Origin of the sequence: Pectobacterium sp. F1-1, from assembly GCF_025643735.1 — a bacterium.
Classification (GTDB): Bacteria; Pseudomonadota; Gammaproteobacteria; order Enterobacterales; family Enterobacteriaceae; genus Pectobacterium; species Pectobacterium colocasium.
Genome location: NZ_CP104733.1, coordinates 1,449,243 through 1,475,621, shown reverse-complemented (window position 1 = coordinate 1,475,621; position 26,379 = coordinate 1,449,243). Strand labels below are relative to the sequence as shown.

Annotated in this window: 23 protein-coding genes and 1 tRNA gene; 15 read left to right on the top strand and 9 right to left on the bottom strand. The window is 51.7% G+C overall.

Annotated features, from left to right (window positions below; all coding sequences use genetic code 11):
- Positions 1–25 precede the first annotated feature (25 nt).
- Entirely contained in the window at positions 26–667 is a 642-nt protein-coding gene (gene udk, locus NAL19_RS06450) for a uridine kinase (protein WP_015839564.1), read from the bottom strand.
- Between the two features lie 276 nt (positions 668–943).
- Between udk and NAL19_RS06445 the strand changes: the two genes are divergently transcribed.
- Positions 944–2,086, top strand: a complete 1,143-nt coding sequence (locus tag NAL19_RS06445) for a hypothetical protein (protein WP_263059148.1) — start codon at positions 944–946, stop codon at positions 2,084–2,086.
- A gap of 79 nt (positions 2,087–2,165) precedes the next feature.
- On the opposite strand, the gene apbC is transcribed toward NAL19_RS06445, so the two are convergent.
- Complete coding sequence (gene apbC / locus NAL19_RS06440; protein ID WP_225087394.1) at positions 2,166–3,275, bottom strand: iron-sulfur cluster carrier protein ApbC; 1,110 nt, start codon at positions 3,273–3,275, stop codon at positions 2,166–2,168.
- Between the two features lie 222 nt (positions 3,276–3,497).
- Here apbC and metG point away from each other — a divergent pair, with 222 nt between their 5' ends.
- From metG to NAL19_RS06410, 6 genes are all read left to right on the top strand, one after another.
- The gene (metG, locus tag NAL19_RS06435) at positions 3,498–5,528 is read left to right on the top strand and encodes a methionine--tRNA ligase (RefSeq protein ID WP_263059147.1); all 2,031 of its coding nucleotides are present in this window, start codon (positions 3,498–3,500) and stop codon (positions 5,526–5,528) included.
- Between the two features lie 280 nt (positions 5,529–5,808).
- Complete coding sequence (fdnG, locus tag NAL19_RS06430; protein WP_225087392.1) at positions 5,809–8,856, top strand: formate dehydrogenase-N subunit alpha; 3,048 nt, start codon at positions 5,809–5,811, stop codon at positions 8,854–8,856.
- Positions 8,857–8,868: 12 nt separating this feature from the next.
- Positions 8,869–9,777, top strand: a complete 909-nt coding sequence (gene fdxH / locus NAL19_RS06425) for a formate dehydrogenase subunit beta (RefSeq protein ID WP_225087391.1) — start codon at positions 8,869–8,871, stop codon at positions 9,775–9,777.
- Positions 9,770–10,405 (top strand): formate dehydrogenase-N subunit gamma, encoded by a 636-nt coding sequence (fdnI, locus tag NAL19_RS06420; RefSeq protein ID WP_225087390.1) that lies wholly within the window; start codon positions 9,770–9,772, stop codon positions 10,403–10,405. Before fdxH ends, fdnI begins: the two co-directional genes overlap by 8 nt.
- A gap of 455 nt (positions 10,406–10,860) precedes the next feature.
- Entirely contained in the window at positions 10,861–11,937 is a 1,077-nt protein-coding gene (locus NAL19_RS06415) for a sugar ABC transporter substrate-binding protein (protein WP_263059146.1), read from the top strand.
- 15 nt (positions 11,938–11,952) lie between these two features.
- Positions 11,953–13,203, top strand: a complete 1,251-nt coding sequence (locus NAL19_RS06410) for an LVIVD repeat-containing protein (protein ID WP_263059145.1) — start codon at positions 11,953–11,955, stop codon at positions 13,201–13,203.
- Between the two features lie 59 nt (positions 13,204–13,262).
- Here NAL19_RS06410 and pgl read toward each other — a convergent pair whose 3' ends face one another.
- Positions 13,263–14,261, bottom strand: coding sequence for a 6-phosphogluconolactonase (gene pgl / locus NAL19_RS06405; protein ID WP_263059144.1), 999 nt, complete (start codon positions 14,259–14,261; stop codon positions 13,263–13,265).
- A 244-nt stretch (positions 14,262–14,505) separates the two neighbouring features.
- Here pgl and NAL19_RS06400 point away from each other — a divergent pair, with 244 nt between their 5' ends.
- Positions 14,506–14,868 (top strand): DUF4186 domain-containing protein, encoded by a 363-nt coding sequence (locus NAL19_RS06400; protein ID WP_225087386.1) that lies wholly within the window; start codon positions 14,506–14,508, stop codon positions 14,866–14,868.
- Positions 14,869–14,975: 107 nt separating this feature from the next.
- Here NAL19_RS06400 and NAL19_RS06395 read toward each other — a convergent pair.
- Positions 14,976–15,063: transfer RNA gene (locus tag NAL19_RS06395), tRNA-Ser, on the bottom strand.
- A gap of 273 nt (positions 15,064–15,336) precedes the next feature.
- Here NAL19_RS06395 and NAL19_RS06390 point away from each other — a divergent pair.
- Entirely contained in the window at positions 15,337–16,158 is an 822-nt protein-coding gene (locus tag NAL19_RS06390) for a pyridoxal phosphatase (protein WP_263059143.1), read from the top strand.
- A gap of 72 nt (positions 16,159–16,230) precedes the next feature.
- Here the strand turns inward: NAL19_RS06390 and glk are convergent, their stop codons facing one another.
- The 5 genes from glk to NAL19_RS06365 all read right to left on the bottom strand — a co-directional run bounded on the left by glk (position 16,231) and on the right by NAL19_RS06365 (position 20,450).
- Positions 16,231–17,196, bottom strand: coding sequence for a glucokinase (glk, locus tag NAL19_RS06385; RefSeq protein WP_225087384.1), 966 nt, complete (start codon positions 17,194–17,196; stop codon positions 16,231–16,233).
- A gap of 434 nt (positions 17,197–17,630) precedes the next feature.
- On the bottom strand, positions 17,631–18,689 hold the full coding sequence (modC, locus tag NAL19_RS06380) for a molybdenum ABC transporter ATP-binding protein ModC (protein ID WP_225088114.1): 1,059 nt from the start codon (positions 18,687–18,689) through the stop codon (positions 17,631–17,633).
- On the bottom strand, positions 18,689–19,378 hold the full coding sequence (modB, locus tag NAL19_RS06375; protein WP_015839546.1) for a molybdate ABC transporter permease subunit: 690 nt from the start codon (positions 19,376–19,378) through the stop codon (positions 18,689–18,691). The genes modC and modB overlap by 1 nt, the downstream gene beginning before the upstream one ends.
- The gene (modA, locus tag NAL19_RS06370; RefSeq protein ID WP_263059142.1) at positions 19,378–20,148 is read right to left on the bottom strand and encodes a molybdate ABC transporter substrate-binding protein; all 771 of its coding nucleotides are present in this window, start codon (positions 20,146–20,148) and stop codon (positions 19,378–19,380) included. The genes modB and modA overlap by 1 nt, the downstream gene beginning before the upstream one ends.
- A 146-nt stretch (positions 20,149–20,294) precedes the next feature.
- Entirely contained in the window at positions 20,295–20,450 is a 156-nt protein-coding gene (locus NAL19_RS06365) for an AcrZ family multidrug efflux pump-associated protein (protein WP_010285329.1), read from the bottom strand.
- Between the two features lie 196 nt (positions 20,451–20,646).
- Between NAL19_RS06365 and modE the strand changes: the two genes are divergently transcribed.
- From modE to NAL19_RS06335, 6 genes are all read left to right on the top strand, one after another.
- Positions 20,647–21,438 (top strand): molybdenum-dependent transcriptional regulator, encoded by a 792-nt coding sequence (modE, locus tag NAL19_RS06360; protein WP_263059141.1) that lies wholly within the window; start codon positions 20,647–20,649, stop codon positions 21,436–21,438.
- A gap of 43 nt (positions 21,439–21,481) precedes the next feature.
- The gene (gene modF / locus NAL19_RS06355; RefSeq protein WP_263059140.1) at positions 21,482–22,957 is read left to right on the top strand and encodes a molybdate ABC transporter ATP-binding protein ModF; all 1,476 of its coding nucleotides are present in this window, start codon (positions 21,482–21,484) and stop codon (positions 22,955–22,957) included.
- A gap of 198 nt (positions 22,958–23,155) precedes the next feature.
- Positions 23,156–24,175, top strand: coding sequence for a UDP-glucose 4-epimerase GalE (gene galE, locus NAL19_RS06350; RefSeq protein ID WP_263059139.1), 1,020 nt, complete (start codon positions 23,156–23,158; stop codon positions 24,173–24,175).
- Positions 24,176–24,300: 125 nt separating this feature from the next.
- Positions 24,301–25,347: a galactose-1-epimerase gene (gene galM / locus NAL19_RS06345; protein WP_263059138.1), complete on the top strand. Its 1,047-nt coding sequence runs from the start codon at positions 24,301–24,303 to the stop codon at positions 25,345–25,347.
- A 151-nt stretch (positions 25,348–25,498) separates the two neighbouring features.
- Positions 25,499–25,951 carry a hypothetical protein gene (locus tag NAL19_RS06340; protein ID WP_263059137.1) on the top strand — a complete coding sequence of 151 codons (453 nt, stop codon included), beginning with the start codon at positions 25,499–25,501 and terminating at the stop codon, positions 25,949–25,951.
- Between the two features lie 74 nt (positions 25,952–26,025).
- Positions 26,026–26,379, top strand: a complete 354-nt coding sequence (locus NAL19_RS06335; protein WP_263059136.1) for a copper-binding protein — start codon at positions 26,026–26,028, stop codon at positions 26,377–26,379.

Genomic DNA, 26,379 nt, shown 5'->3' with positions numbered 1-26,379 from the left:
CGCAACCTGAATGCTTCAGGAGATATTATTCAAAGAACTGGCTTATCTTGGCTTTCAAAATATCAATCGCAATACGGTTTTTCCCGCCGCGCGGCACGATAATATCGGCGTACTGCTTGGATGGCTCAATAAATTGCAGGAACATCGGACGCACGGTTTTCTGATACTGTTCCATCACGGAATCCATGGAGCGTCCGCGCTCATTCACGTCGCGGCGCATGCGACGCAGCAGACAAATATCCAGCGGTGTATCAACAAAAATAGAGAAATTCATCTCATCGCGCAGACGTGCATCCGTCAGCAGCAGAATACCTTCCAGAATAATGACCTTTTTCAGCTCGATATGCACCGTTTCCTGCTTGCGGGTATGTTCAACATAGCTGTACTGCGGGACTTCAATCGCCTGACCCGCTTTCAGCATTTGCAAATGTTTCAGCAACAGGCTGTGATCCATTGAGCTTGGGTGGTCATAGTTGGTTTTTACCCGCTCTTCCATCGTCAGGTGGCTTTGATCTTTATAATAACTGTCTTCAGATATCACCCCGATATGCTGATCGCCAACCTGATCGCGCAATTCTCGATACAAGGTGCTGGAAATAAGACTTTTACCCGAAGCGGATGCTCCTGAGATCCCGATGATGACGCACTGGTGAGACTGATCAGTCATGGTATTAACGACCTGATTAACATAAATAAAAGAGAGGGGAATGCGCCAACGGGCGCTTTGACGCAGCAATTATAGGGAGTTACCCCCCTTCACGCCACCCTTTCCCTGAATTGGCTATGTCCAATATCTATTTTCAGCTACCGGTAGCAAAAATTCTCAATGGTTACAGTTTCACTATTATCGCAAAGGAAATGGAATAACTCATGGACAGCGACTGGTGAGAATCGGTAGTATTTAAGCTTTGGTTTCTTTGGCTGTTTTGACTTGGTAGATACGATGGCTCACTCAAAACTGGTAAAAAAGAAGGTTGTCAAGAAAGTCGACAAGGCAGCCCCTCCTCAAACTCCCCAAGAGCAATTTCAATTTTACTGGTTAAATATTGAGAAGTACCAGAAAAAAATCGATAAACTGAAGAAAAACCAGGCAGATCTATTCAGTGATTTTCAGCGCGAACTTCTGCCATACGAACACGACTACATGCAGGCTGTTTATAATAAAACGGCACGTTTGCTTTCTTTTGCTGAGAAAAAATCATTGGGCAAAGGAGATCGAGAGGATCTCTTCCATTGGATCGATGAAGAGCTATCTAGGCTACGTAATTACCCCTTCAATAGCCATCTTGATATCGATAAATTATCCGATCAGTTCTTCGCCTTGAATGCGTTGCATCAAAAGGATGAACCACCTTTAGAAGAACAGTTGGATTTTGTCCGTGATGTTCTGGAAGAACGATTTAGTTTTGTTGAAGAACTTTCCGATGATGAATTACTCGATATGATGAAAGATCCCAATAAAATGCGGGAAAAAATTGAAGAATATATTCAGCATCACGAGAGCGATTTTTTTAGTGACAGTGACGAGCAGGACGAAGACGAGTATACCCCCCCTACTGATAGCGCATTAGATTTGAATCATCTCACACAGTTATACCGGAAGATCGCGAAAGTACTTCATCCCGACCGTGAACAAGATTCTGATGAAAAAGAGAAAAAACATCACCTTATGGTAATTTTGTCACAAGCCAAGAAAGATAATGATATTTGGACCATTTTGAACATGTACCATAAATATGTTGATGTTTCTTTCAATTTTGACTCACAAGTCATTCCGGCTATTAATGCGTTACTTAAAAATCGGATGGAAGCGGTCAAAAATCAGTTGAAAGAACAAGAACACGATCCATCACTATCGGGCATGATCTGGCAAGAGCTTGGTGCGGCATCACAAAAAACACGAGAAAAGAAAATCGACCAGCATCGGCAAAATTTGTTGGAATCAATCAAAATTGAAAAAACACAAACTGCGCATCTTCGCTCTTTAACGGTGCTGAAAGAGTGCCTGAGAGAACGCTACGCTAGTGAGCAATATTTCTTTGCGGACATAGACATCATCGATAGCTTTAACCGCATGAGGCGATAAGTTCTGTATCACGCACCTCCCCCCATTGTTGCCTGCTAACACGCGTTACCAGGCAACAGGTGAGTGGGACAGTGTTGAATCACAGCGCGCGGAAAGAAATTTCGCCGGGAATAACGGCACCCTGCCAATAAAGCTGAGCGGCAACCTGTCCCGCCAGCTCACGGTACAGAGACGTGAATTCACTCTCCGGCTGGCTGACGACCGTCGGCTCACCGCGATCAAGATCCTCACGCAGGGAGATGTGCAGCGGAAGCTGACCTAACAGGGAACAGTGGTATTTCTCCGCCAGCTTCTGCGCGCCACCCGTACCGAAAATCGGCTCCAGATGCCCACAGTTGCTACAGATATGCACGCTCATATTCTCAACAATACCCAGTACCGGCACGCTGACTTTTTCAAACATCGCGATACCTTTCATGGCATCCATCAGCGCGATATCCTGCGGGGTCGTCACGACGACGGCACCGGTGACGGGAATATTTTGCGCCAGCGTCAATTGAATATCGCCCGTACCCGGCGGCATATCTAGCACCAGATAATCCAGATCCGGCCAAAGCGTATCCTGCAACAGTTGCAATAATGCCTTGCTGGCCATCGGCCCACGCCACACCATCGCGTTATCGTCCGTAACCAGATAACCAATCGAGTTGGTTGCCAGACCATGCGCGATAATCGGAGCCATATGTTGACCGTCCGGCGAGGTTGGGCGCTCACTGGCCGATCCCAGCATGGTCGGAATGGAAGGACCGTAGATATCGGCATCCAGAATGCCCACATTGGCACCTTCAGCCGCCAATGCCAGCGCCATGTTGACCGCCGTACTGGATTTGCCGACGCCGCCTTTCCCGGAACTGACGGCGATGATGTTTTTCACGCCCTTCACACCAGCCTGCTCGTTAACCCGCCGCAGCGTAGCGATGTCATGCGTTAAACGCCATTCGACCGCCTTTGCGCCTGATAAACGTAATAGCTCATCGCTAACCGTTTCTTTTAATACTGCCAAACCGCTCAGCCAGACAAACGGCATCGTCAGTTCGATATGCAACACGTTATCCAACAGCGCACAATGGCGCAGCGCATTGAGTGTCGTCAGATTATTTTTCAGTGTCGGGTGCTGAAAAGTAGATAAAACCCCGGCGACCATCGCACGTAGTGCTTCAGGGCGTTGTTCGGGGACTGTCGCGTTCATTCCGGCTCCTTGAAATTCTCATATTTGACCGTTGAGATCGTATATAGCATACCAGAGCGAGGAAAGCGTGAGGCCCTTCGTCATCAAAAACGTGGAAACACTACGCAAATTAAAATCAGCTAGGGGATTTCCTGCCGTTTTACTCACGCCAGCGGTTTACGCAGCAAGGCGCTATCGGTTAACATCGATCTCCCTCTATTCACAAAAGAAAGCAAGTTCCTCATGACTCAAGTCGCAAAGAAAATCCTGGTAACGTGCGCGCTGCCTTACGCTAATGGTTCGATTCACCTCGGTCATATGCTTGAACACGTTCAGGCTGATATTTGGGTTCGTTACCAGCGAATGCGCGGCAACCAGGTTCACTTTATCTGTGCGGACGACGCCCACGGCACGCCAATCATGCTGAAAGCACAGCAGATGGGGATTGCGCCAGAACAGATGATTGCGGCAATGAGTCAAGAGCATCAACAGGACTTTGCCGGTTTCAATATCAGCTATGACAACTACCACTCCACGCATAGCGAAGAGAACCGTGAGCTGTCTGGTCTGATTTATCGCCGCCTGAAAGAGAACGGCTTTATTAAAAATCGCACGATTTCTCAGCTGTACGATCCAGAAAAAGGCATGTTCCTGCCGGATCGTTTCGTTAAAGGCACCTGCCCGAAATGTAAGGCTGCTGACCAATATGGCGATAACTGCGAAGTCTGCGGCGCGACCTACAGCCCGACAGAGCTGATCGAACCGAAGTCAGTGGTGTCTGGCGCCACGCCAGAGATGCGTGACACTGAGCACTTTTTCTTCGACTTGCCCGCGTTCAGCGAGATGCTTCAAGCCTGGACGCGCTCTGGCGCATTGCAGGAGCAAGTCGCCAACAAGATGCAGGAGTGGTTCGATTCTGGTCTGCAACAGTGGGACATCACCCGCGACGCACCGTATTTCGGTTTTGAAATTCCTGATGCACCGGGCAAATACTTTTATGTCTGGCTGGATGCACCAATCGGCTACATGGGGTCGTTCAAGAATCTGTGCGACAGACGTGGCGATCTGAATTTTGACGATTTCTGGAAGAAAGACTCAGACGCGGATTTGTATCACTTCATCGGTAAAGACATCGTTTATTTCCACAGCCTGTTCTGGCCGGCGATGTTGGAAGGCAGCGGTTTCCGTAAACCGACGAACCTGTTCGTACACGGTTACGTCACGGTCAATGGTGCCAAGATGTCTAAATCACGCGGCACCTTCATTAAAGCAGGCACGTACCTGCAGCATCTGGATGCCGATTGCCTGCGCTACTACTACGCAGCAAAACTGTCTTCTCGCATTGATGATATCGATCTTAATCTGGAAGATTTCGTGCAGCGCGTGAATGCTGACATCGTGAACAAGGTCGTCAACCTGGCATCGCGTAATGCCGGTTTCATCAACAAGCGCTTTGACGGCAAACTGGCGGACAAACTGGCCGACGCCGAGCTGTACAAAACCTTCACCGACGCTGCCACGAGTATTGCGGAAGCCTATAGCAGTCGTGAATCAGGCCGTGCCATTCGTGAAATTATGGCGCTGGCGGATATCGCCAACCGCTATGTCGACGAACAAGCTCCGTGGGTTGTGGCGAAAGAAGAAGGCCGGGATGCCGATCTTCAGGCCATTTGCTCAATGGGCATCAACCTGTTCCGCGTGCTGATGACATACCTGAAGCCGGTGCTGCCTGCACTGGCACAGCGGACAGAAGCGTTCTTGAACACGGAACTGAGCTGGGACGCGATCACCGCCCCGCTGCTGAGCCATCAGGTAAGTCCATTCAAAGCGCTGTTCAACCGCATCGATCTGGATAAAGTCAACGCGATGGTTGACGCCTCTAAAGAAGACATGGTCACGGCGCAAAAAGTCGTGTCCGGTCCGCTGGCGGACAATCCGGTGCAGGACACGATTAACTTTGACGATTTTGCCAAAGTCGATATGCGTATCGCCTTGATTAAACAGGCTGAATTGGTTGATGGTTCTGACAAACTATTACGTTTGACGTTGGATCTCGGTGGCGAAACCCGCCAGGTCTTCTCCGGCATCCGTGAAGCCTATCCCGATCCGGCAAAGCTGGAAGGCCGCTTAACCGTGATGGTTGCTAATCTGGCACCGCGTAAAATGCGCTTCGGCATATCGGAAGGGATGGTGATGGCTGCAGGGCCGGGCGGAAAAGATATCTTCCTGCTAAGCCCAGACAGCGGCGCTCAGCCAGGTATGCAAGTCAAATAACCTCCCCATCAAGCCGGATTCTTATCCGGCTTTTTTCTGCAACAATTTCGCCACAAATCCCCGCTTATTTCTTTCTGGCTGACTCGCTGCTTCGCATGATTTGTAACCATGAAATAACAAAATCGCTATGCGATACAATATATAACGAATAAAAAACATACCTCTTTATGGGTGCAATGGGGGGTTAAATACTTAAATTTTGATTTCGCGCAAAACCCACATTTTATGTGTTGTTAAATTGCTCGCAACAAAAATGACACATAATGACACAGGGAAACTAATGCAACTCAATAGAAGAGGTTTCTTTAAAGTTTGCGCGGGAGGAATGGCTGGAACCACTCTCGCGGTATTGGGCTTTACACCCACAGAAGCAATGGCATCAGTACGTCAATATAAGCTGTTACGCGCGAAAGAGACACGTAACAACTGCACATACTGCTCGGTCGGTTGCGGTGTGCTCATGTATAGCCTGGGCGATGGCGCCAAGAATGCAAAACCTTCCGTTTTTCATATCGAGGGTGACGCGGATCATCCAGTCAGCCGCGGCTCCCTTTGCCCGAAAGGTGCGGGTCTGGTCGACTATATCCACAGCGAAAACCGCCTGCTCTACCCTGAATACCGCGCCCCCGGCTCCGACAAATGGCAGCGAATCAGCTGGGACGATGCGATCGAACGTATCGCACGCCTGATGAAAGCAGACCGTGACGCCAACTTCCAACGGACTAACGCCAAAGGCGACACCGTCAACCGCTGGCTGACCACAGGCATGTTGTGCTCTTCTGCCGCCAGCAACGAAACGGGTATTCTCGACCAAAAATTTGCCCGTTCTCTGGGCATGATCGCCATCGACTGCCAGGCTCGCCTGTGCCACGGGCCAACGGTTGCCGCGCTGGCACCGACATTCGGCCGTGGCGCCATGACCAACAACTGGGTTGATATCAAAAACGCCAACGTCATCATCGTCATGGGCGGCAACCCGGCAGAAGCGCACCCGGTCGGTTTCAAGTGGGCTGTTGAAGCAAAAACGCACAATAATGCGAAACTGATCGTTGTCGATCCACGTTTTAACCGCTCCGCAGCCGTTGCCGACCTCTACGCTCCCATTCGCGCAGGTTCAGACGCCGCCTTTCTGTTAGGTATCGTTAACTACCTCATTACACACGATAAAATTCATCATGAGTATGTAGTGTCTTACACCAGCGCCAGCCTGATCGTACGAGACGATTTCAGCTTTGACGAAGGCTTGTTCAGCGGTTACGACGCACAAAAACGTCAATATGATAAATCCAGCTGGCAGTATGAGCTTGATGAATCCGGCTTTGCCAAACGCGACACCACGCTATCTCACCCGCGCTGTGTGTGGAATCTGCTGAAGAAACACGTTTCCCGCTATACGCCAGAAATGGTGACATCCCTGTGCGGTACATCCGCCAAAGATTATGAAACGATCTGTCGCACGCTAGCCGAAACCTGTGTACCGAATAAAACGGCGACGTTTATGTACGCCTTAGGCTGGACGCACCACACTAACGGTGCACAAATCATTCGTTCAGCGGCGATGATCCAACTTTTACTTGGCAACATCGGTATGGCTGGCGGCGGTATCAACGCGCTGCGCGGCCACTCAAATATTCAGGGTTATACCGACCTTGGTCTGCTGTCATTAAATCTTCCGGGCTATATGCCGCTGCCGTCAGAAAAACAAACGGATCTGAAAACCTATCTGGGACAAATCACGCCGACCGCACTGCTGCCCGACCAGGTTAACTATTGGAAGAACACGCCGAAATTCTTTATCAGCATGATGAAGAGTTTCTACGGCGATAATGCTCAAGCGTCGAATAACTGGGGTTATGACTGGCTGCCGAAGTGGGATCGTAGTTACGATGTTATGGTGCAAACCGAGTTGATGGTGGAAGGCAAAATGAACGGCTATATCGTTCAGGGCTTCAACCCCGTAGCTGCGTTTTCCAACAAAAATAAAGCGACAGAAGCCCTCTCCAAACTCAAGTATATGGTCATCATCGATCCTCTGGTCACCGAGACATCCACGTTCTGGCAGAACTATGGCGAATTCAATGACGTGGATACGAAGTCCATTCAGACTGAAGTTTTCCGTCTGCCTTCTTCCTGTTTTGCCGAAGAGAATGGCTCTATCGCCAACTCAGGCCGCTGGCTGCAATGGCACTGGGCGGCGGCTGAGCCACCAGGAGAAGCCCATCACGACGGCAAGATCCTCGGTAAACTGCTGATGCGCCTGCGTGAGCTGTATCGCGAAGAAGGTGGTACGTATCCCGATCCGTTGATGAACATCAACTGGAACTATAAAGACCCGGAAGATCCGACACCGGAAGAGATCGCTCGTGAAGCCAACGGCATGGCGCTGGCCGATATCTACGATGACAGCGGCAAACTGATCCTGAAGAAAGGCCAACAGGTCGCTGACTTCTCGCAGTTGCGCGATGACGGCTCCACATCCAGCTTCTGCTGGATCTATGCCGGTAGCTGGACGGAAGCGGGTAACCAGATGGACAGACGCGACAATGCGGATGCCGGTCTGGGCTGCACACCGAACTGGTCATGGTGCTGGCCGCAAAACCGTCGCATCCTCTATAACCGCGCTTCTGCCGACCTACAAGGTAAGCCGTGGGACAGCAAACGTAAATTACTGGAATGGAATGGTCAGAAATGGCAAGGCATTGATGTGCCTGATTTCGCCGCGACCGTACCACCGGGCAAAGACACCGGGCCGTTCATCATGCTGCCGGAAGGTCTGGCACGTCTGTTCTCCGTAGACAAGCTGGTCGATGGGCCGTTCCCTGAGCACTACGAACCGATCGAATCCCCTATCGGCACCAACCCGCTGCATCCATCGGTGGTGTCCAGCCCGGCAGCGCGTTTGTTTGAACGCGATGCGAAAACCATGGGCACCGCGAAGGACTTCCCTTACGTGGCGACAACGTACTCGATTACCGAATTGTTCCGTCACTGGACAAAACACGCACGTCTGAACGCGATTGTGCAGCCGGAACAGTTTGTTGAGATCGGTGAAAATCTGGCGAAGAGCAAAGGCATTAAAGCGGGCGATGAAATCAAAGTCTCCTGCCAGCGTGGCTACATCAAAGCCAAAGCGGTAGTCACCAAGCGTATCAAGACGCTGGAAATTGCCGGACGCAGCGTGGAAACCGTGGGTATCCCTTGCCACTGGGGCTTTGAAGGAACCACGCGTAAAGGGTTCCTGGCTAATACACTCACCCCGAGCGTCGGCGACGCTAATTCACAAACGCCTGAATACAAAGCGTTTCTGGTTAATGTAGAGAAGGTGTAAGGGTAGCCAATTATGTCAATGCAATCACAAGATATTATTAAACGTTCGGCCACCAACGGCTTTACACCGCCTCCGCATGTGCGTAATGACAAAAGCGAAGTGGCAAAACTGATTGATGTGACAACCTGCATCGGCTGTAAAGCCTGCCAGGTTGCCTGCTCAGAGTGGAACGACATTCGCGATGAAGTCGGCCATAACCTCGGGGTTTATGATAACCCAGCGGATCTGAGCGCCAAATCCTGGACGCTGATGCGCTTTTCCGAAGTGGAAGAGAACGATCGTCTGGAATGGCTGATCCGTAAAGATGGCTGTATGCACTGTAGCGATCCAGGCTGCCTGAAAGCTTGCCCTTCCGCTGGCGCGGTTATTCAGTACGCCAACGGTATCGTCGATTTCCAGTCCGAGCATTGCATCGGCTGCGGCTATTGCATCGCCGGTTGCCCGTTCAATATCCCACGTCTGAATAAAGAAGATAACCGCGTCTATAAATGTACGCTGTGCGTCGATAGAGTCAGCGTTGGGCAAGAACCTGCCTGCGTGAAAACCTGTCCGACCGGTGCCATTCGTTTCGGTACGAAAGAAGAGATGAAGTATCTGGCGGAAGAACGTATCGCGGATCTCAAAAACCGTGGCTATGAGCACGCAGGCCTCTACGATCCGCAGGGCGTGGGCGGTACGCACGTGATGTATGTTCTGCACCACGCGGACAGACCATCGCTCTATCACAATCTGCCAGATAACCCGCAGATTTCCACGCCGGTCAATCTGTGGAAAGGCATTCTGAAACCGCTGTCCGCGTTAGGGTTTGTCGCCACATTCGCTGGGTTAATGTTCCACTACGTCGGTGTGGGTCCAAACACGGAAGAAATGGAGCATGAGCACGAGGGAGAAGACAAAGAAGGGGGAGACAAACATGAGTAAACCACAAATGATTTTGCGTACCAAGTTTATCGATCGCATCTGTCACTGGATTGTGGTGATTAGCTTTTTCCTGGTCGCACTCTCGGGTATTGCTTTGTTTTTCCCAACCCTGCAATGGTTGACGCAGACGTTTGGTACACCACAAATGGGACGTATTCTGCACCCGTTTTTTGGTGTGTTGATCGTCATTTGTCTGATTCCGATGTTCTTCCGGTTTGTTAGTCATAACATTCCGAAGAAGCGCGATCTGCCGTGGTTCCTCAACATTATTGAAGTGTTGAAAGGCAATGAGCATGAAGTCGCAGAAGTGGGTAAATACAATCCAGGTCAGAAGATGATGTTCTGGAGCATTATGGGGCTAGCACTGGTGCTGTTGATTACCGGTGTGATTATGTGGCGTCCTTACTTTGCCCACCTGTTCCCGATTGATATCGTGCGCTATGCCATTCTGATTCATGCGGTTGCAGCCATCGTCCTCATCCATGCCATCCTGATCCATATGTACATGGCGTTCTGGGTCAAAGGGTCGATCAAAGGGATGATTGAAGGCAAAGTCTCTAAACGCTGGGCGCGTAAACACCACCCGCGCTGGGCACGTGAAATGGAGGAGAAAGAAGCGAAGAAATAACTCGCTCTTTCTTCATCCTACCACTCACCTGAAATGCCGCGCCTCGCGGGCATTTCAGGCTGTTGACAAACCTATTTATCGAACGAGAACGGGAGTAACGGAATAGAAGAGTAAAGCGTTTGCGCCAGGGATGGCGCAATCCGAGCGTACAGGGATGTATTTACAGCGTCTTTACGATCTATCCGTTACTACCGCCATACGGACTTTGTCAGCAACCTCGAATGCCCGCCCTGCGGGCATTTTCTTTTTTATCCGCAGTCAGCACGAATCGTTATAACTTAAACCCAAACGTCATAATGCTCCCCTCTTTCCCGACTATCGCTCAGCGGCTATGATGCAGTATCATTTTTAAATAGACATCCAGACATAAAGACAGCTATAAAGTAATGACGCAGAGAACATAACAATACTGCAATCAACACGACATCAATTTATAAAACGCCATGGAGCTGATAATGAAGAGATTTACGCCCGCCCTGCTTGCACTGAGCTTACTGACTGCATTACCGGCACTGGCCAATCAGAACGCCACAATTGCTCCCGTTCCAGCGGCTATCGCCAATCATGACGGCCCGGTTCGCATCGCGGTTATCCGTAATCTGGGATCGGACGACAACACCACGCAGTTTGTTTCCGGCGTGCTCGAAGAAGGCAAAAAGCTGGGCTTCAAGGTCAGCACCTTCCTGAGCAACGGCGACGATGCCCGCTTTCAGGATTTCGTGAATCAGGCTATTAGCCAGAAATATGACGGCATCATCCTGTCACAGGGTCGCGATCCCTACTCTACCGATTTGATTAAACGTATCGTCGACAGCGGCATTGCCGTTTCCGTGTTTGATACTGCCGTGAACGGCGACATTCCCGGCGTGACCGTCACCCAACAGGATGACGCTTCGCTGACTAACGAGTCACTCGGCCAACTGGTGAAAGATTTCAACGGTAAAGCCAATATCATCAAGCTGTGGGTCGCAGGCTTTCCGCCGATGGAACGCCGCCAGCTTGCCTATCAGCAGATCCTGAAAGCTAACCCCGGCATCAAGGAGTTGGAATCGATTGGCGCCGTATCCTCTGACGTACAGGGCGATACCGCCAACAAAGTCGGCGCGGTGCTGGCGAAATACCCAAAAGGCAAAATCGATGCAATCTGGGGATCGTGGGATGCCTTCAGCCAGGGCGCTTATAAGGCATTGAAAGAAAACGGCCGGACTGAAATCAAACTGTACAGCATCGACATCTCCAATCAGGATTTACAGCTGATGCGTGAAGCGAGCAGCCCGTGGAAAGTCAGTGTGGCGGTTGATCCAAAACTGATCGGTAAAATTAACCTGCGTCTGGTTGCCAACAAGATAGCCGGAGAACCCACACCAGCAACCTACGAGTTCCGCGCCGCAGCCATTCCGCAGGCGCTGTTAGCCAGTCAGGCTGGTGCAGTCAACGTCGCGGGATTAGCGAAAATCATCCCAGGCTGGGGCCAAACGGATGATTTTATCGCACCGTGGTTTGCTACACTGGAAGCCAAACAGGCAAAATAATATGGAGATAACGTTATGGCATCGACCCCTCTGCCCACTCCTGATTACAGCCGCAATATGCGGCTGATTGGACACAGCGATCAGGGCGGCAGACCCGACGGCGTGCAGGTGATGGTTCATCGCGGCTACGCTTACATCGGGCACATGGTTTCACAAGGCGTGTCGATTGTGGATGTGCGCGATGCCAAAAATCCCAAGCCGGCGGGGTTTATTGCTGCCCCGCCCGGTACCTGGAATATCCACCTGCAAACGCACGATGACCTGCTGCTTGTCGTTAACGCACGCGATTTGTTTGCCGATGCCAGCTTCGCCGAGGAAAAGGTCTATTACACCCGCTCCGTCGCCGATACGGTCAGTACCAAACAGCAGGGCAAAAGCTGGAGCGCCGGATTACGGATTTTCGATATTTCAACGCCGGATAAACCGCGTGAAATCAGCTTCCTGCCGCTGGACGGCATTGGCATTCATCGCATCTGGTACGTGGGTGGACGCTGGGCCTACGTCTCCGCGCTGCTCGATGGCTACAGCGACTATATTTTTCTGACTATCGATCTGGCCGATCCACAGCGCCCTGAGGTTGCTGGCCGCTACTGGCTACCCGGCATGCACACCGCCGGTGGGGAAACCGCAAACTGGTCAGAGGGCAAACGTTATGCCCTGCACCACGCCATCATCAGCGGCGACACCGCCTATGGAAGCTGGCGCGATGGCGGGCTAACACTGTTGGACGTGAGCGATCGCACCAATCCACAACTCATCAGCCATCGTAACTGGAGTCCACCGTTTGGCGGCGGCACACACACGGCGCTGCCGCTGCCGGATCGCGATTTGCTAATCGTGTTGGATGAAGCCGTATTGGATAATCAGGAAGATGGCGAGAAGTTGATTTGGGTGTTCGATATTCGTGAACCGAGTAACCCGGTGAGCATCGCCACCTTCCCGCAGCCAAAAGAAACAGACTATGTGAAAAAAGGCGCACACTTTGGCCCACATAATCTGCATGAAAACCGACCAGGCAGCTTCATCAGTTCGTCACTGATCTTCGCAACGTATCAAAATGCGGGCGTGCGGGCTTACGACATCAGTAACCCGTACCAGCCGAAAGAAACCGGTGCGCTGGTGCCTGCTGCACCAGCCAGCATGGTCGATAAACGTCCCGGCAGGCCGCAGATTATTCAGTCCTGCGATGTGTTTGTGGATGCCGACGGCATCATCTACAGCACGGATTACAACGCGGGTTTGTCGATTATCGAATACCGGGGTTAATCGAAAAAAAGCCCTGCGGATAAATGCAGGGCTTAATCTCAATGTTGTGCTTGGCCTATTTAGTCCAGCGCCAGCACCGACACCCACATTGGCCCCTGACCGACGGCATAACGCGCCAGCGGTTGCAGATCGCCCGTGTTCTGGTCGATGTGATACACCTCGATGTGCTGAGATTTCTGCCCTGCTGAAATAAGGAACTCACCGGTATTGTCGATATTGAAACCGCGCGGCTGCGTTTCGGTCGGCTGATGACCCGCCAGCGTTAACGTGCTGCCGTCTTCAGACACCTGGAAAACACTCAGCAGGCTGGCCGTACGATCGCTGATATACAGGAAACGGCCATTCGGCGTAATGTGAATATCTGCCGCCCAGCGCGTGTCGCTGAAACCTGCTGGCATGGCATCCAGCGTTTGTACTTTCTGCAATTCACCGCTGGCGGCATCCAACTGGTACACATCCACCGAGCTGTCCAGTTCATTCACACAATAGGCAAAACGCTGATTGGGGTGGAAAGCCATATGGCGTGGACCGGCACCCGCTACCGTCGTTATTTCAGCCTGACGATGCTCGCTCAATTCGCCCGCCGTCCCCAGATCGTACAAACGGATGCGGTCTTCTTTCAGGCAAGGCGCCCATACAACACTGTTGGTTGGATCGACATTGGTAGAGTGGCATCCTTCCAATCCATCCAGTTGCTGAATAGGCTCGCCAACGATGCCGTCAGCACCGATTGGGCTAACACTCACGCAAGCGCCACTGTAAGATGCGCTGAACAGGAAACGTCCGTCATTATCGGTCGACAAATGCGTCGGGCTGCCAGGTAAAGATGCCACACCTGCTTGCGTCAATTTACCCTGTTCATCAATACGATAGCTCAGAACCCGGAAATCAGGACGAACGCCAACATACAGGTGGCGCTTGTTCGGTGCGATCACCATCGGCTGAACTTGCCCTGGAACCTCAACGGTTTGCAATAATGTCAGATTTCCCTGAGCACCGAGTTGCCAAACATGAATCTGCTGGCTTTCCGGGCTGGCGACATAAACCACTTGCTGCATCGTATTCTCCTTGTTTCACGCGAATGTAGCGGCTCAGGAAGGCTCAAAAAGAGGTTCATCAGAAGGATAACGAACTTGCTCAACCTGACGCACGGTATACCATAAATGACTAATCACTTTATTCTACAGAGACATCGCAAGGCTACTATTGATTTAAGCAATGGCTGATTTAAGTAATGATTGATACGGCAGCGTCCGCATGTCCCTATTTTTTGCATCGTTCATGTTTTACGGACTTTAGGTTATGACCACGTTTGATTCGCTGTTTTCCCGGCTGTCGCGTTCCCCTTTCCGCCAGCGTTTTAAGTTGGGTGCCAAAGAGCGAGACTATTGCTACAGCAAAGGTAAAGAAACGATCGCCTCCCACGCCGCCGATTTTATCGCACGCAAACTGGCACCGGCGGATCCGGCCAATGATGGCAAGCAGACCCCGATGCGCGGCCATCCCGTATTTATTGCACAACACGCCACCGCAACCTGCTGTCGCGGATGTCTGGAAAAATGGCATCATATCGCCCAACACCAGCCGCTGAGTGACGAAGAGCAGCGTTATGTCGTCGGCGTAATTTTATACTGGCTGGAAAACGATTTGATTAATAGACGCTGAAGATGCAGCGATAATGAATGAAGAGATATTGCGACGGTAAATCGTCAGAGAGAATGAAGAAGCAGGAAATAACGATATAAAAAAGATGAAGATTTGAATATTGAAAGTGGCGGAGGAGTAGAGATTCGAACTCTAGAACACTTTCGCGTCGCCGGTTTTCAAGACCGGTGCCTTCAACCACTCGGCCACTCCTCCGCAATGACGCGCACTATAAACAGTACATCGCACATTGTAAAGCTGCGTTTTGATCAATTGCTTAAAAAATAGATGATAAGCCGTTGAAAGCATAGAAAATCGACAATGGCGCTACCAAACTGTCCGTTTAGCCCGATTTCCCACCGCCTCACGGCATCATTCGTCATCAAATAGATCTAAGACACTTTTATCTCGTTGTTGTCTGTCTATTTCTCGCCGCGTCCTTTATCGTAAGGTTAATTCGATATCCACATTTTTATTTGCGAGACAACGATGACCTACCGAGTAATTGCACTTGATCTTGATGGTACGCTGCTGAATCAACAGAAAAAAATCCTGCCCGAATCACTTAGCGCACTCGCGCTAGCCCGCCAGCAAGGTATAAAAGTGATGATCGTCACCGGGCGCCACCACTCAGCCATTCACCCTTTTTATCAGGGATTGCAGTTAGATACGCCCGCTATCTGCTGTAACGGCACCTATGTCTATGATTACCAGCAGGGCCAGGCATCACACACCAATCCACTCTCTGTTGAACAGGCAAAAAACGTCATCGCACTGCTGGAGGAATGTGATATTCATGGGCTGATGTATGCTGATGACGATATGTATTACCAGTATCCTACCGGGCACGTCGTTCGCACGCTGGCATGGGCGGCTAACCTGCCGGAACAACAGCGCCCCCGCTTTGCGCAGGTGGAAAATCTGGTGCGCCAAACGGAAGCCTCCCACGCCATCTGGAAATTCGCGACCACACACGCCGATGTCCCTACGCTGAACCATTTCGCCGCGGAAGTGGAAAAGCAGCTCGGACTGGCCTGTGAGTGGTCATGGCAAGATCAGGTTGATATCGCTCAAACCGGTAACAGCAAAGGCAAACTGCTTCAGCAATGGCTTGGCGAACAAGGCATCAGTATGAAAGACGTCGTGGCATTCGGCGATAACTTTAACGATATCAGCATGCTGGAAGGCGTTGGATTGGGTGTCGTCATGGGCAACAGCGCCGATGAAATCAAAGCACGTGCCGATTTGGTGATTGGCAGCAATGAGGAACCCAGCATCGCAGATGTCATCCGCACCCGCATTCTGGCCTAACCAACGATGATGCAATCAGGCAAGCAAGCCGTATTAGGCGATTGCCTGATTGCGCTCAACGAACACGCTCACTTATAGCGCGTTGCCGAGCACCTGACGCAGGTAAGCGCCCGCTCCCATTAATCCCGGCTGTTCATGGGTAATCAGGTACACAGGGATATCCTGCATATAGCTCTTCAATCGTCCTTTGTCTTCAAAGGCTGCCCGAAAGCCGGAAGCTTTAAAAAACTCAAGAAAACGCGGCACGATGCCGCCCGCAATATAAACACCGCCAAATGTGCCTAAATTTAACGCCAGATTGCCACCAAATCGTCCCATGATGACGCAGAATAGCGACAGCGCGCGACGGCAATCCACATCCGTGTTGTTGACGGCCCGTTCGGTAATATCTTTCGGCTCGAGCGCCTCCGGCGTACGGTCATCGGACAGCACCACGGCACGGTAAATATTCACCAGCCCCTGACCGGAGAGTAAGCGCTCTGCGGAAACGTGCCCCAGCGACTGGCGCAATACCGCCAGAATGTTGTCTTCTTCATCGCTATTCGGCGCGAAATCCACGTGCCCGCCCTCACTCGGCAAACTAATCCATTGATTGGCAACATGAACCAAGTGAGCAACCCCCAGACCCGTGCCTGCACCATACACGGCGACGGGCTTACCCGGTACTGGCTCCCCGCCTCCGAACTGGAGCAGACTCTCACTCCCCAACACCGGCACCGCCATAGAAACTGCGGTAAAGTCGTTGATGACTTCAAAGTGGCGTAAGCCCAGACTCACTTTCATTTCAGCGATGGAAAATGCCCAGGTGTGATTCGTCATCGCCACCCAGTCACCGGTAATCGGACAGGCAATCGCGATACAGGCATCCTGCACCGTGACCTGTCGCGAATCGAGATAATCACGGACTGCCCCTTCCAAAGAAGGGAAATCCAGCCCGGAATACGTCTCGATTTGCGACAGCTCGCCCGTCATGGCGTCACACAGCGCCAAACGCGTATTGGTGCCGCCGACATCGCCCACTAAAACAAAGTGCGTCATTCTTCTTTTCCCCTCAAGCAAAGCAGATACCCGATCATTGCGCGAAAACAGCCAGCTACGCTATGGCTATATCACTTTCCAGTGATAAGGATCTCATTCGCGTCATTCAATGAATGACAGCTCAAGCTGGGAAACATGCGGTGACAGTGTTGCCGCAAGTGATTGTCGTCACAACATGTTGATCACCCTGACAATAGGGAAGAAAACGACGGTTAAAACGTCGTTACTGAGAAGAATGTCGATCGTGTAAGGCTTGAGAGATCGAGGGCTACCACGGTGCGAGGCATCTATACGGAAGCCTCATCACCGTAGCACACGGCGATGAGGCTTCGAACCTGACAACATGCGTCCATAAACCACAGGCTACTGCCAGAAAGTCACGACTTTATTATCGGCCAACTCACTGCAACAGAGAAAAACCGAATTGACCTCCATTACGCCGTAATGGACACGCTCTTAACCTGCGCATAGAGCGCTTGCCCGGGATGAAGTGCGAGATCGTCTCGTGCCCACGGCGTAATGCGGGACCACAGCGTCTGCTGACCAACCTCAAGTTTCACTTCAACCTGTCCGTCTACATCAAGGTATTCCACCACGCTGGCACACAGCACATTGCGGATACTGCTTTTTTCCGGCGGCTGTAGCACCAGAGAAACATCCGCCGCATTCACCCGAATGCGTAATGCGGCATCCTGCGGCAAGTCGACTTTACCGACCCACACCTGCTGGTCACCTAATGCCAGCGCCGTCATCGCGTAATGCTCATGTTGAGCCAACACGCGCGCACTCAGAATACTGCTCTGCTCTTCTTTCGGTAACCAGGGGCGTAGTGCGCTGCTGGCCCACACTTCTTCCAGAATCCCTTGTGCTTTCACTTTGCCTTTATCGAGCACTACAACATGATCGGCTAATCGAACAATTTCTTCCAGACTGTGGCTGACATACAGAATCGGAATCTTGACTTCTTTCGCCAGACGCTCCAGATACGGCAACAGCTCACGCTTTCTGGGCAAATCCAGCGACGCCAGCGGTTCATCCATGAGCAACAGCTCCGGCGCAGTCAGCAATGCCCGGCCAATCGCGACACGCTGTTTTTCTCCACCGGACAGCGTCCGTGGATAGCGATTCAGCAACGGTTCAATACCCAGTAAACCGACAATATCATCGAACTGCGATTCCATGACCTCAGCCATACCGTAGCGTAAATTGCCACGTACACGATAATGTGGAAACAGGCGAGCGTCCTGAAATACGTAGCCGATTCGACGCTTTTCCGGTGGAAGAAAAACACGCTGCTGCGTATCCACCAAGACATGCTCATTGAGCACAATCCGCCCGCTATCTGGGCGAGTCAGGCCAACAACGGCATTAATCAGCGAGGTTTTCCCCGCACCGGATACGCCAAAAATAGCGGTAATCCCGTTCGCGGGCAGTTCAGACTGAACGCGGAGTTCGAGGTTGCCCAGTTGTTGATGAAAATCGAGTTGCAGCATTATCCCCCCAACCGCTTGCGGCTCCAGTTTGTTAACCATTCCGATGCCAACAGCGCAGCCAGCGACAAGACAATGGCAATGATACACAGTCTTGCTGCATCAGCCTCCGCACCGGGCGTTTCAATCAGGGTATACATCGCCAGTGGAATGGTTCGGGTTTCACCGGGAATGTTAGAAACAAACGTAATGGTCGCGCCAAATTCACCCAGCGAACGGGCAAACGCCAATACGGTTCCAACAACGATGCCGGGAAAAGAGAGAGGTAATGTGATGGTGAAAAACACACGCCAGGGTGTGGCACCCAGTGTTCGGGCAGCCTGTTCCAGATGCTTATCGACAGCATCCAGTGACAGCCGAATCGCTCGAACCATCAGCGGGAACGCGACAATCGCCGACGCTAATGCAGCACCGCGCCAGCTAAAACTAAAGCTGAAGCCGAACCAGTCATAGAGCCAGGAACCGATTACGCCGCGTCTTCCCATCGCCACCAGCAGCAGATAACCAATGACCACTGGCGGCAACACCAGTGGTAAATGGATAATGCTATCTAACAGCGATTTGCCGGGGAACCGACAGCGCACCAAAATCCACGCCATCAGTATCCCAAACGGCAAGCTGCACGCCACAGCCACAACGGAAACTTTGAGGCTCAGCTCAACTGCCTGCCATTCGTAATCACTCAGCATCATTAACGCGGCGCGAAGCCGTAACGTTTAAATACAGCTGCTGCTTCCGGCGTTTTCAGGTAGTCATAAAACCCGGTAACCGCTGGGTTTTTATGTTCTTTTACGATCGCCATCGGATATTCGACAGGCTTATGGCTCGTTGCCGGGAACATACCGACAACTTTGACTTTATCGCTGGCAACCGCGTCAGAACCGTAAACAATGCCCAGAGGCGCTTCTTCACGTTCCACCAGCGCCATCGCTGCACGTACGTTGTTCGCCCGAGCCATCAGTGGGGAGAGTTCATCCCAGGCTTTCAGATTCTGTAACGCTTCTTTCGCATAGATTCCGGCAGGCACATGATCCGGGTCGCCAACGGCCAGACGTCCGCCTTTCAGCAGGCTTTTCCAGTCGGTTTTATCATCAATTTTGAGATCTTTCTGCGCACTGGCTTTCGGCGCAATCACCACCAGCTCATTGCCCAGCAGCGTGTGACGCGTGGTGGTATCCATCAGGTTTTTATCCTGCGCGTAGTCCATCCACTGTTGATCAGCAGAAATGAACAGATCGGCAGGCGCACCTTGCTCAATCTGGCGCGCCAGCGTTGAAGATGATGCGTAAGACGCTACAACGGCAACGTTTTTCTCTTTCTGATATTGCGTAGCAATGTCCTGCAACGCATTCGTCAGTGATGCCGCGGCGAACACCGTGACTTTATCTTCTGCCGCCGCAGGCAGCGCCATTCCTGCACTGAGGGTCAGTGCGGCAAACCATTTTAACCATTGCTGCTTCATTCTTGTCTCCTGACAATTATCGTTGTGTAAATAATGATATAACGAATCATAAAGCAGTGTCATGCGCTTTAAAGAGGTAGATATGGGGGGTAGAAAAGAAATGTCCGGCAAAAAAGCCGGACATCAAAATAGGAAAGGATCGTGAATCAGTGCTGATTCTTTGCGCGCTGACCGTCGGAATGACCGATACGGGACAACACGTTAAACACTTCGCCCAGGCAATAAATCGCGCCCATGATAACCACCATCATCACAGGAACCATGGCAACTGCAAACAGCAGGCTCTTCAACAACTCCAACATGCTTACCTCACTTATTGCAACGGTTACCGCTACTTTAGCTCGTCGAATGTGCTATTTCACTGTAAACCGAGATCGTCATTATTGCCACGTAGTCTACCGCAGTAATAGAAAATAGTGCGTCTATTTGTGCGATTTGCCCCTGATGAAGAAAATAGCGACAATACAGAGAATTAAACTCACCGACGGTGCCCTCACTATGCAGGCTGAAATTCTTCTCACCCTGAAACTCCAACAGCGTTTATTCGCCGATCCACGGCGTATTGAGCTACTCAAGCAAATTCGTCATACCGGCTCAATCAGCCAGGGAGCCAAACTGGCAGGAATTAGCTATAAAAGCGCATGGGATGCCATCAATGAGATGAACCAGTTGGCCGAGCAGACCATTGTTGAACGTATGACCGGCGGCAAAGGCGGCGGTGGCGCTCAACTTACCCGCTACGGCGAACGCCTTCTCCAACTGTACGATTTGCTCGCGCAGATTCAGCAAAAAGCCTTTGATGTCTTGCAGGAAGACGGACTACCGCTGGATAGCCTGCTGGCAGCCATCGCGCGTTTCTCGCTGCAAACCAGCGCACGTAACCAATTTTTTGGAACCGTGCTCGCACGCGGTGAAGAACAGGTGCAACAACATCTGGATATTTTACTCGCCAATGGTAAAACAACGATCAGCGCCCTGATTACGCAGCAAAGCGCCGAACGTCTGCAATTACAGAAAGGAAAAGAGGTGCTGGCGCTGATCAAAGCCCCGTGGATCGATGTGTACGCTGCCACGTCCGCTGCGCCCGCCGTTGATAACGTCTTGCCTGGGCGAATTGAGACCATTCAGCACGGTGTGGAAAACAGCGAAGTTCTGATTACGCTGACAGGGGGAGAAACACTGTGCGCAATGGTACCGAACGCCCTGCTTGAGCAACAAAAGCTGCAACAGGGAACGGACGTGAATGCCTGTTTCAATGCTGATCGGGTCATCATCGCCACGCTTTGCTAACATTTACCAACATCGCTTATCGCCGACTGACGAAGGATAGAAAATGTCATTGTTGAAAATCACGCAGGGACTGTTTCGTCTCAGCGATACCCGCATGCTGCGTCTGGACGAACTGATGCTCGACGAAAACCAGTGCTGGGCCTTTGTCGGGGCCAACGGGAGTGGTAAATCAGCGCTGGCGCGGGCGCTATCCGGCGAGCTGCCGCTATTGCGTGGTGAACGAACAACGGAATTCCAACGCCCCGTTCGTCTGTCGTTTGAACAATTACAAAAACTGGTTTCTGACGAGTGGCAACGCAATAACACCGATCTACTGAGTGAAGGTGAAGATGACACTGGCCGCACGACGGCAGAAGTGATTCAGGATAGCTTCAACGATCCCGAACGTTGCCAACAGCTGGCACGCCAATTTGGTATTGCGCATTTGCTGGAGCGTCGTTTCAAATACCTCTCTACAGGGGAAACCCGTAAAGCGATGCTGTGTCAGGCGCTGATGCCCCAGCCCGACTTGCTGATTCTCGATGAGCCTTTTGATGGGCTGGACGTTGCCTCTCGCCAGCAGCTTGCTGATGAGCTGCGAAAACTGGCAGGCACGGGTTATATGCTGGTGCTTATTCTCAATCGCTTTGACGACATTCCTGATTTTATCAACCATGTCGGCGTACTGGCAGACTGTACCCTGACCCGCCTCGGCGAGCGTGAAACGATCCTCTCTGAAGCGCTGGTGGCTCAACTTGCTTTTAGCGAAAAGCTGTCAGGGAGTTCGCTGCCAGAACCCGAAGATCCGCTGCGCTACATGACACTTCCCGCTGACGAAGCGCGTATTCAGTTGCGTAACGGCGTGGTGCAATACAACGATCGCCCCATTCTGCATGCACTGACATGGGACGTACTGCCTGGACAGCATTGGCAGATTGTCGGCCCCAATGGCGCAGGAAAATCGACGCTGTTGAGTCTGATTACCGGCGATCATCCGCAAGGCTATAGCAACGATCTCACGCTGTTTGGCCGTAAACGCGGCAGCGGGGAAACCATCTGGGATATCAAGCGCCACATCGGCTATGTCAGCAGCAGTTTCCATCTGGATTACCGCGTCAGCACCAGCGTTCGCAACGTTATCCTGTCTGGCTTCTTTGACTCTATCGGTATTTATCAGGCTGTTTCCGACCGCCAGCGCCACCTGACCGAGCAGTGGCTCACCCTGCTTGGGCTTAATGACGCGATCGCTGATACGCCATTTCAGTCGCTCTCCTGGGGTCAGCAGCGTCTGACGTTGATTGCACGTGCGTTAGTCAAGCACCCCGCCCTGCTCATTCTTGACGAACCCCTACAGGGGCTGGATCCACTCAATCGCCAACTGGTGCGCCGCTGGTTAGACATCCTGATTGGCGAGGGCGAAACGCAGCTCCTCTTTGTCTCTCACCATGCAGAAGATGCACCAGAGTGTATTACACACCGGCTCACTTTTGTGCCTCACAACGACATCTATCGCTACCAAATTGATGAGCTATGTAAATAACACCTAAAAACAGGAATGATAACGCTACCACAAAATAAAATGTAGGGCAGAAAGCTGAGCTCATATACACTGTAGCCTACGCTTCACTAAATTTATTCGTAAATAAATCATCGATAACAGAGGCAGATTCTCGCTGTAGATCACCTTTTTCAGCGTCTAGCCATGTTATTTTGCAGCATTGCGATAATAGGGGTCATTATGAACGTTCTCGTCACAGGTGGTAGCGGTTACATAGGAAGTCATACATGCGTACAATTGCTGGCTGCTGGGCACACGCCGGTCATTCTCGATAACTTGTGCAACAGCAAGGCTAGCGTCGTTAAAACTATTACACGCTTAACCGACAAAACGCCCATTTTTTATCAAGGCGATATTCGCGACAGCGCGCTACTGGACGATATTTTCGCTAAGCATTCCATTGATTCCGTCATCCACTTTGCCGGCTTGAAAGCCGTGGGGGAATCGGTGCGTGAACCGCTGAGTTACTATGACAATAATGTCTACGGTACACTTGTGTTGGTTGAGGCCATGAAGAAAGCAGGCGTAAAAAACCTGATTTTTAGTTCCTCAGCTACCGTCTATGGCGATCAACCACGTACCCCCTATCAGGAAAGTTTCCCAACGGGCCACCCAGCCAGCCCCTATGGCCGCAGCAAGCTGATGGTCGAGCAAATCCTGCAAGACTTACAGCATGCAGAACCGGAATGGAGTATTACGCTATTACGTTATTTCAACCCGGTTGGCGCACATCCATCGGGTGAAATGGGCGAAGATCCGCAGGGCGTGCCCAATAACCTGATGCCTTACATTGCTCAGGTTGCCGTCGGGCGTCGCGACTCACTGGCAATCTTCGGTAATGACTACCCTACCGCTGACGGCACTGGCGTGCGAGATTACATCCACGTTGTCGATCTGGCTGACGGTCATATCGCCGCAATGAACACCCTGCAAAATCGTGCTGGCGTGCATATTTATAATCTGGGTGCAGGCATAGGCTACAGTGTATTGCAGGTCGTCGAAGCCTTTAGTCAGGCCTGTGGCAAGCCGCTGGCTTACCATTTTGCCCCGCGTCGTCAGGGCGATCTGCCCGCTTATTGGGCAGATGCCGAGCGTGCAGCGAAAGACCTTAACTGGCGAGTCACACGCTCACTGCAAGAAATGGCGCAGGACACCTGGCGCTGGCAGTCCAACCACCCCAATGGGTTCGACGAAGCATAACGGCGTTTTTTCACGCCGAGTGACAAATTAAGGGAAGCGTAGCAGAGCTAATTTCTGCAACCTTCCCCTATTTGAAACTATCGGCCAATCCTCTCTATCTTCTCAGACCTCTACAGGAGCAAGTCATGTTGAATGAAAGTCTCACTTCGCTGGCGCCAGATGGTCAGCCGTTTCAATTAACAACCTTGCAGAATCAGGCGGGCATGCGCGTGCGCCTGATGGACTGGGGTGCAACCTGGCTTTCCTGTCAACTGCCGCTACCAGAAGGTGAGGTGCGAGAAGTCTTATTGGGCTGTGCATCGCCCGAGCAGTATCCGCAACAAAGCGCTTATCTCGGTGCATCAATTGGCCGCTATGCCAACCGCATAGCCAAAGCCACATTCAGTCGAGAAACCGAAACGTTCCATCTGGTTCCAAACCAGAACGAGCACCAGTTGCACGGTGGCCCGGAAGGCTTTCACGCCCGTCGCTGGCGAATAGCCAGTCAGGATGCCGCGCAGGTGACGTATCAGTTGCACTCGCCGGATGGCGATCAAGGATATCCAGGGCATCTCAACGTACAGGTGACCTACGCGCTGACCGAACATAATTCGCTGGAAATTTCGTATCAGGCGACCGTAGAGAAAGCCTGCCCCGTCTGTCTGACTAACCACGCCTATTTCAACCTTGACGGCGATCTGACTGACGTACGTAAACACCAATTGCAGCTGTTTGCTGACTATTATTTACCGGTCAATAGCTCGGGAATTCCCAACGCTGACCTGACACCAGTAAACACGACCGGAATGGATTTCCGCCAGCCAAAAACGCTCGAAGAGGATTTCCTGCGCGACAGCGATCAAATGGCCGTCGGCGGTTACGATCACGCTTACTTACTGCATCGCACCTGCGCTTCCAGCGAGAGCCCGGCAGCTAATCTCTGGTCATCCGATGGCCGCGTGCTGATGAGCGTCTTCACCAGCGCCCCCGCCTTGCAGCTCTACAGCGGCAACTTTCTGGCTGGAACGCCTTCGCGAGACGGTGGTCAGTATGAAAACTATGCTGGCGTCGCGCTGGAAAGCGAATTCCTGCCGGACAGCCCGAATCACCCAGACTGGCCGCAGCCCGACTGCTGGCTCAAACCGGGAAAAGTCTACCGTTCGGATACTACGTACCAGTTTCTCGTACAGTAACCGAACCGCAAAAGATAATTAACCCATTGATAACATTGGCAGATAGGGTTCTGCCAATTTACTACACGACTTTACAAAACTATGCCATTCCCCGCTTGCTCGCTTCCAGTTCAGACGCTTACACTGCTATGACATCCAAAAAGGGAATGCCATGTCCTCATCATCACGGTCTCCATTACTCATTCATCATCTGCGCCATAAAGGCAGGTGGGGATGGCTATTGGCGCTGTGCTGGCTTTTCCTGAATGCACAACTGGCTATCGCAGGTCACCAATGCGATATGACGCTCAGCCAGACATCCCCCGCTCTTCAGTATCAGGCACATCTGCAACAGGCTGACGTTCAGCCATTATCGTCTCACGCTCAGCATACGGCTGAAGCGTCTTACACTGCCGACCAGCAAACACCACTGTGCGAAAAGCACTGCATACCGGATAGCGTTAAGCAGGATAACGGTTCGCTGGCATTACTCGCACTGCCGGTCAGCGGTGAGCTGGTTTTAGCAGACAACCCTGTCACCCTTAATCAGGCATGCGATGCCTGGCTCTCTCCTCCCGCAGTTGGCCCGCCAACTGAGATCCGCTTCTGTCGATTCAGAGAATAACCCAAGCGATTGATAACCCCTGCGCCAGCGAGCGCAATACCTTGTTTATCAATTATTTTATTGGGATTATTTTTATGCGTATCACTTATCTGGCTCTGATTAGCGGCCTGCTTTTTTCTGTTTCTTCCGTTACCTTTTCCGCGTGGGCAAACGACCACCAGCATCACGCGATGATGGATACCACACCTCCTGCGGCCACTCCCGTTGTTTATCAGAGCACCGGGATGGTTAAACAGTGGAACGCCAATAGCGTGACGATCTCTCACGCCCCCATCGCCGACCTAAAATGGCCGGCTATGACGATGGCCTTCACGCTGCCATCAGAGGGAAAAATAGCGCCGTTACCCATCAACACGTCCGTTTCATTCAGCTTTATCCAGAACGACAGCGGCTACATTCTGACCGCGATTACACCACAGCAGCCTTAA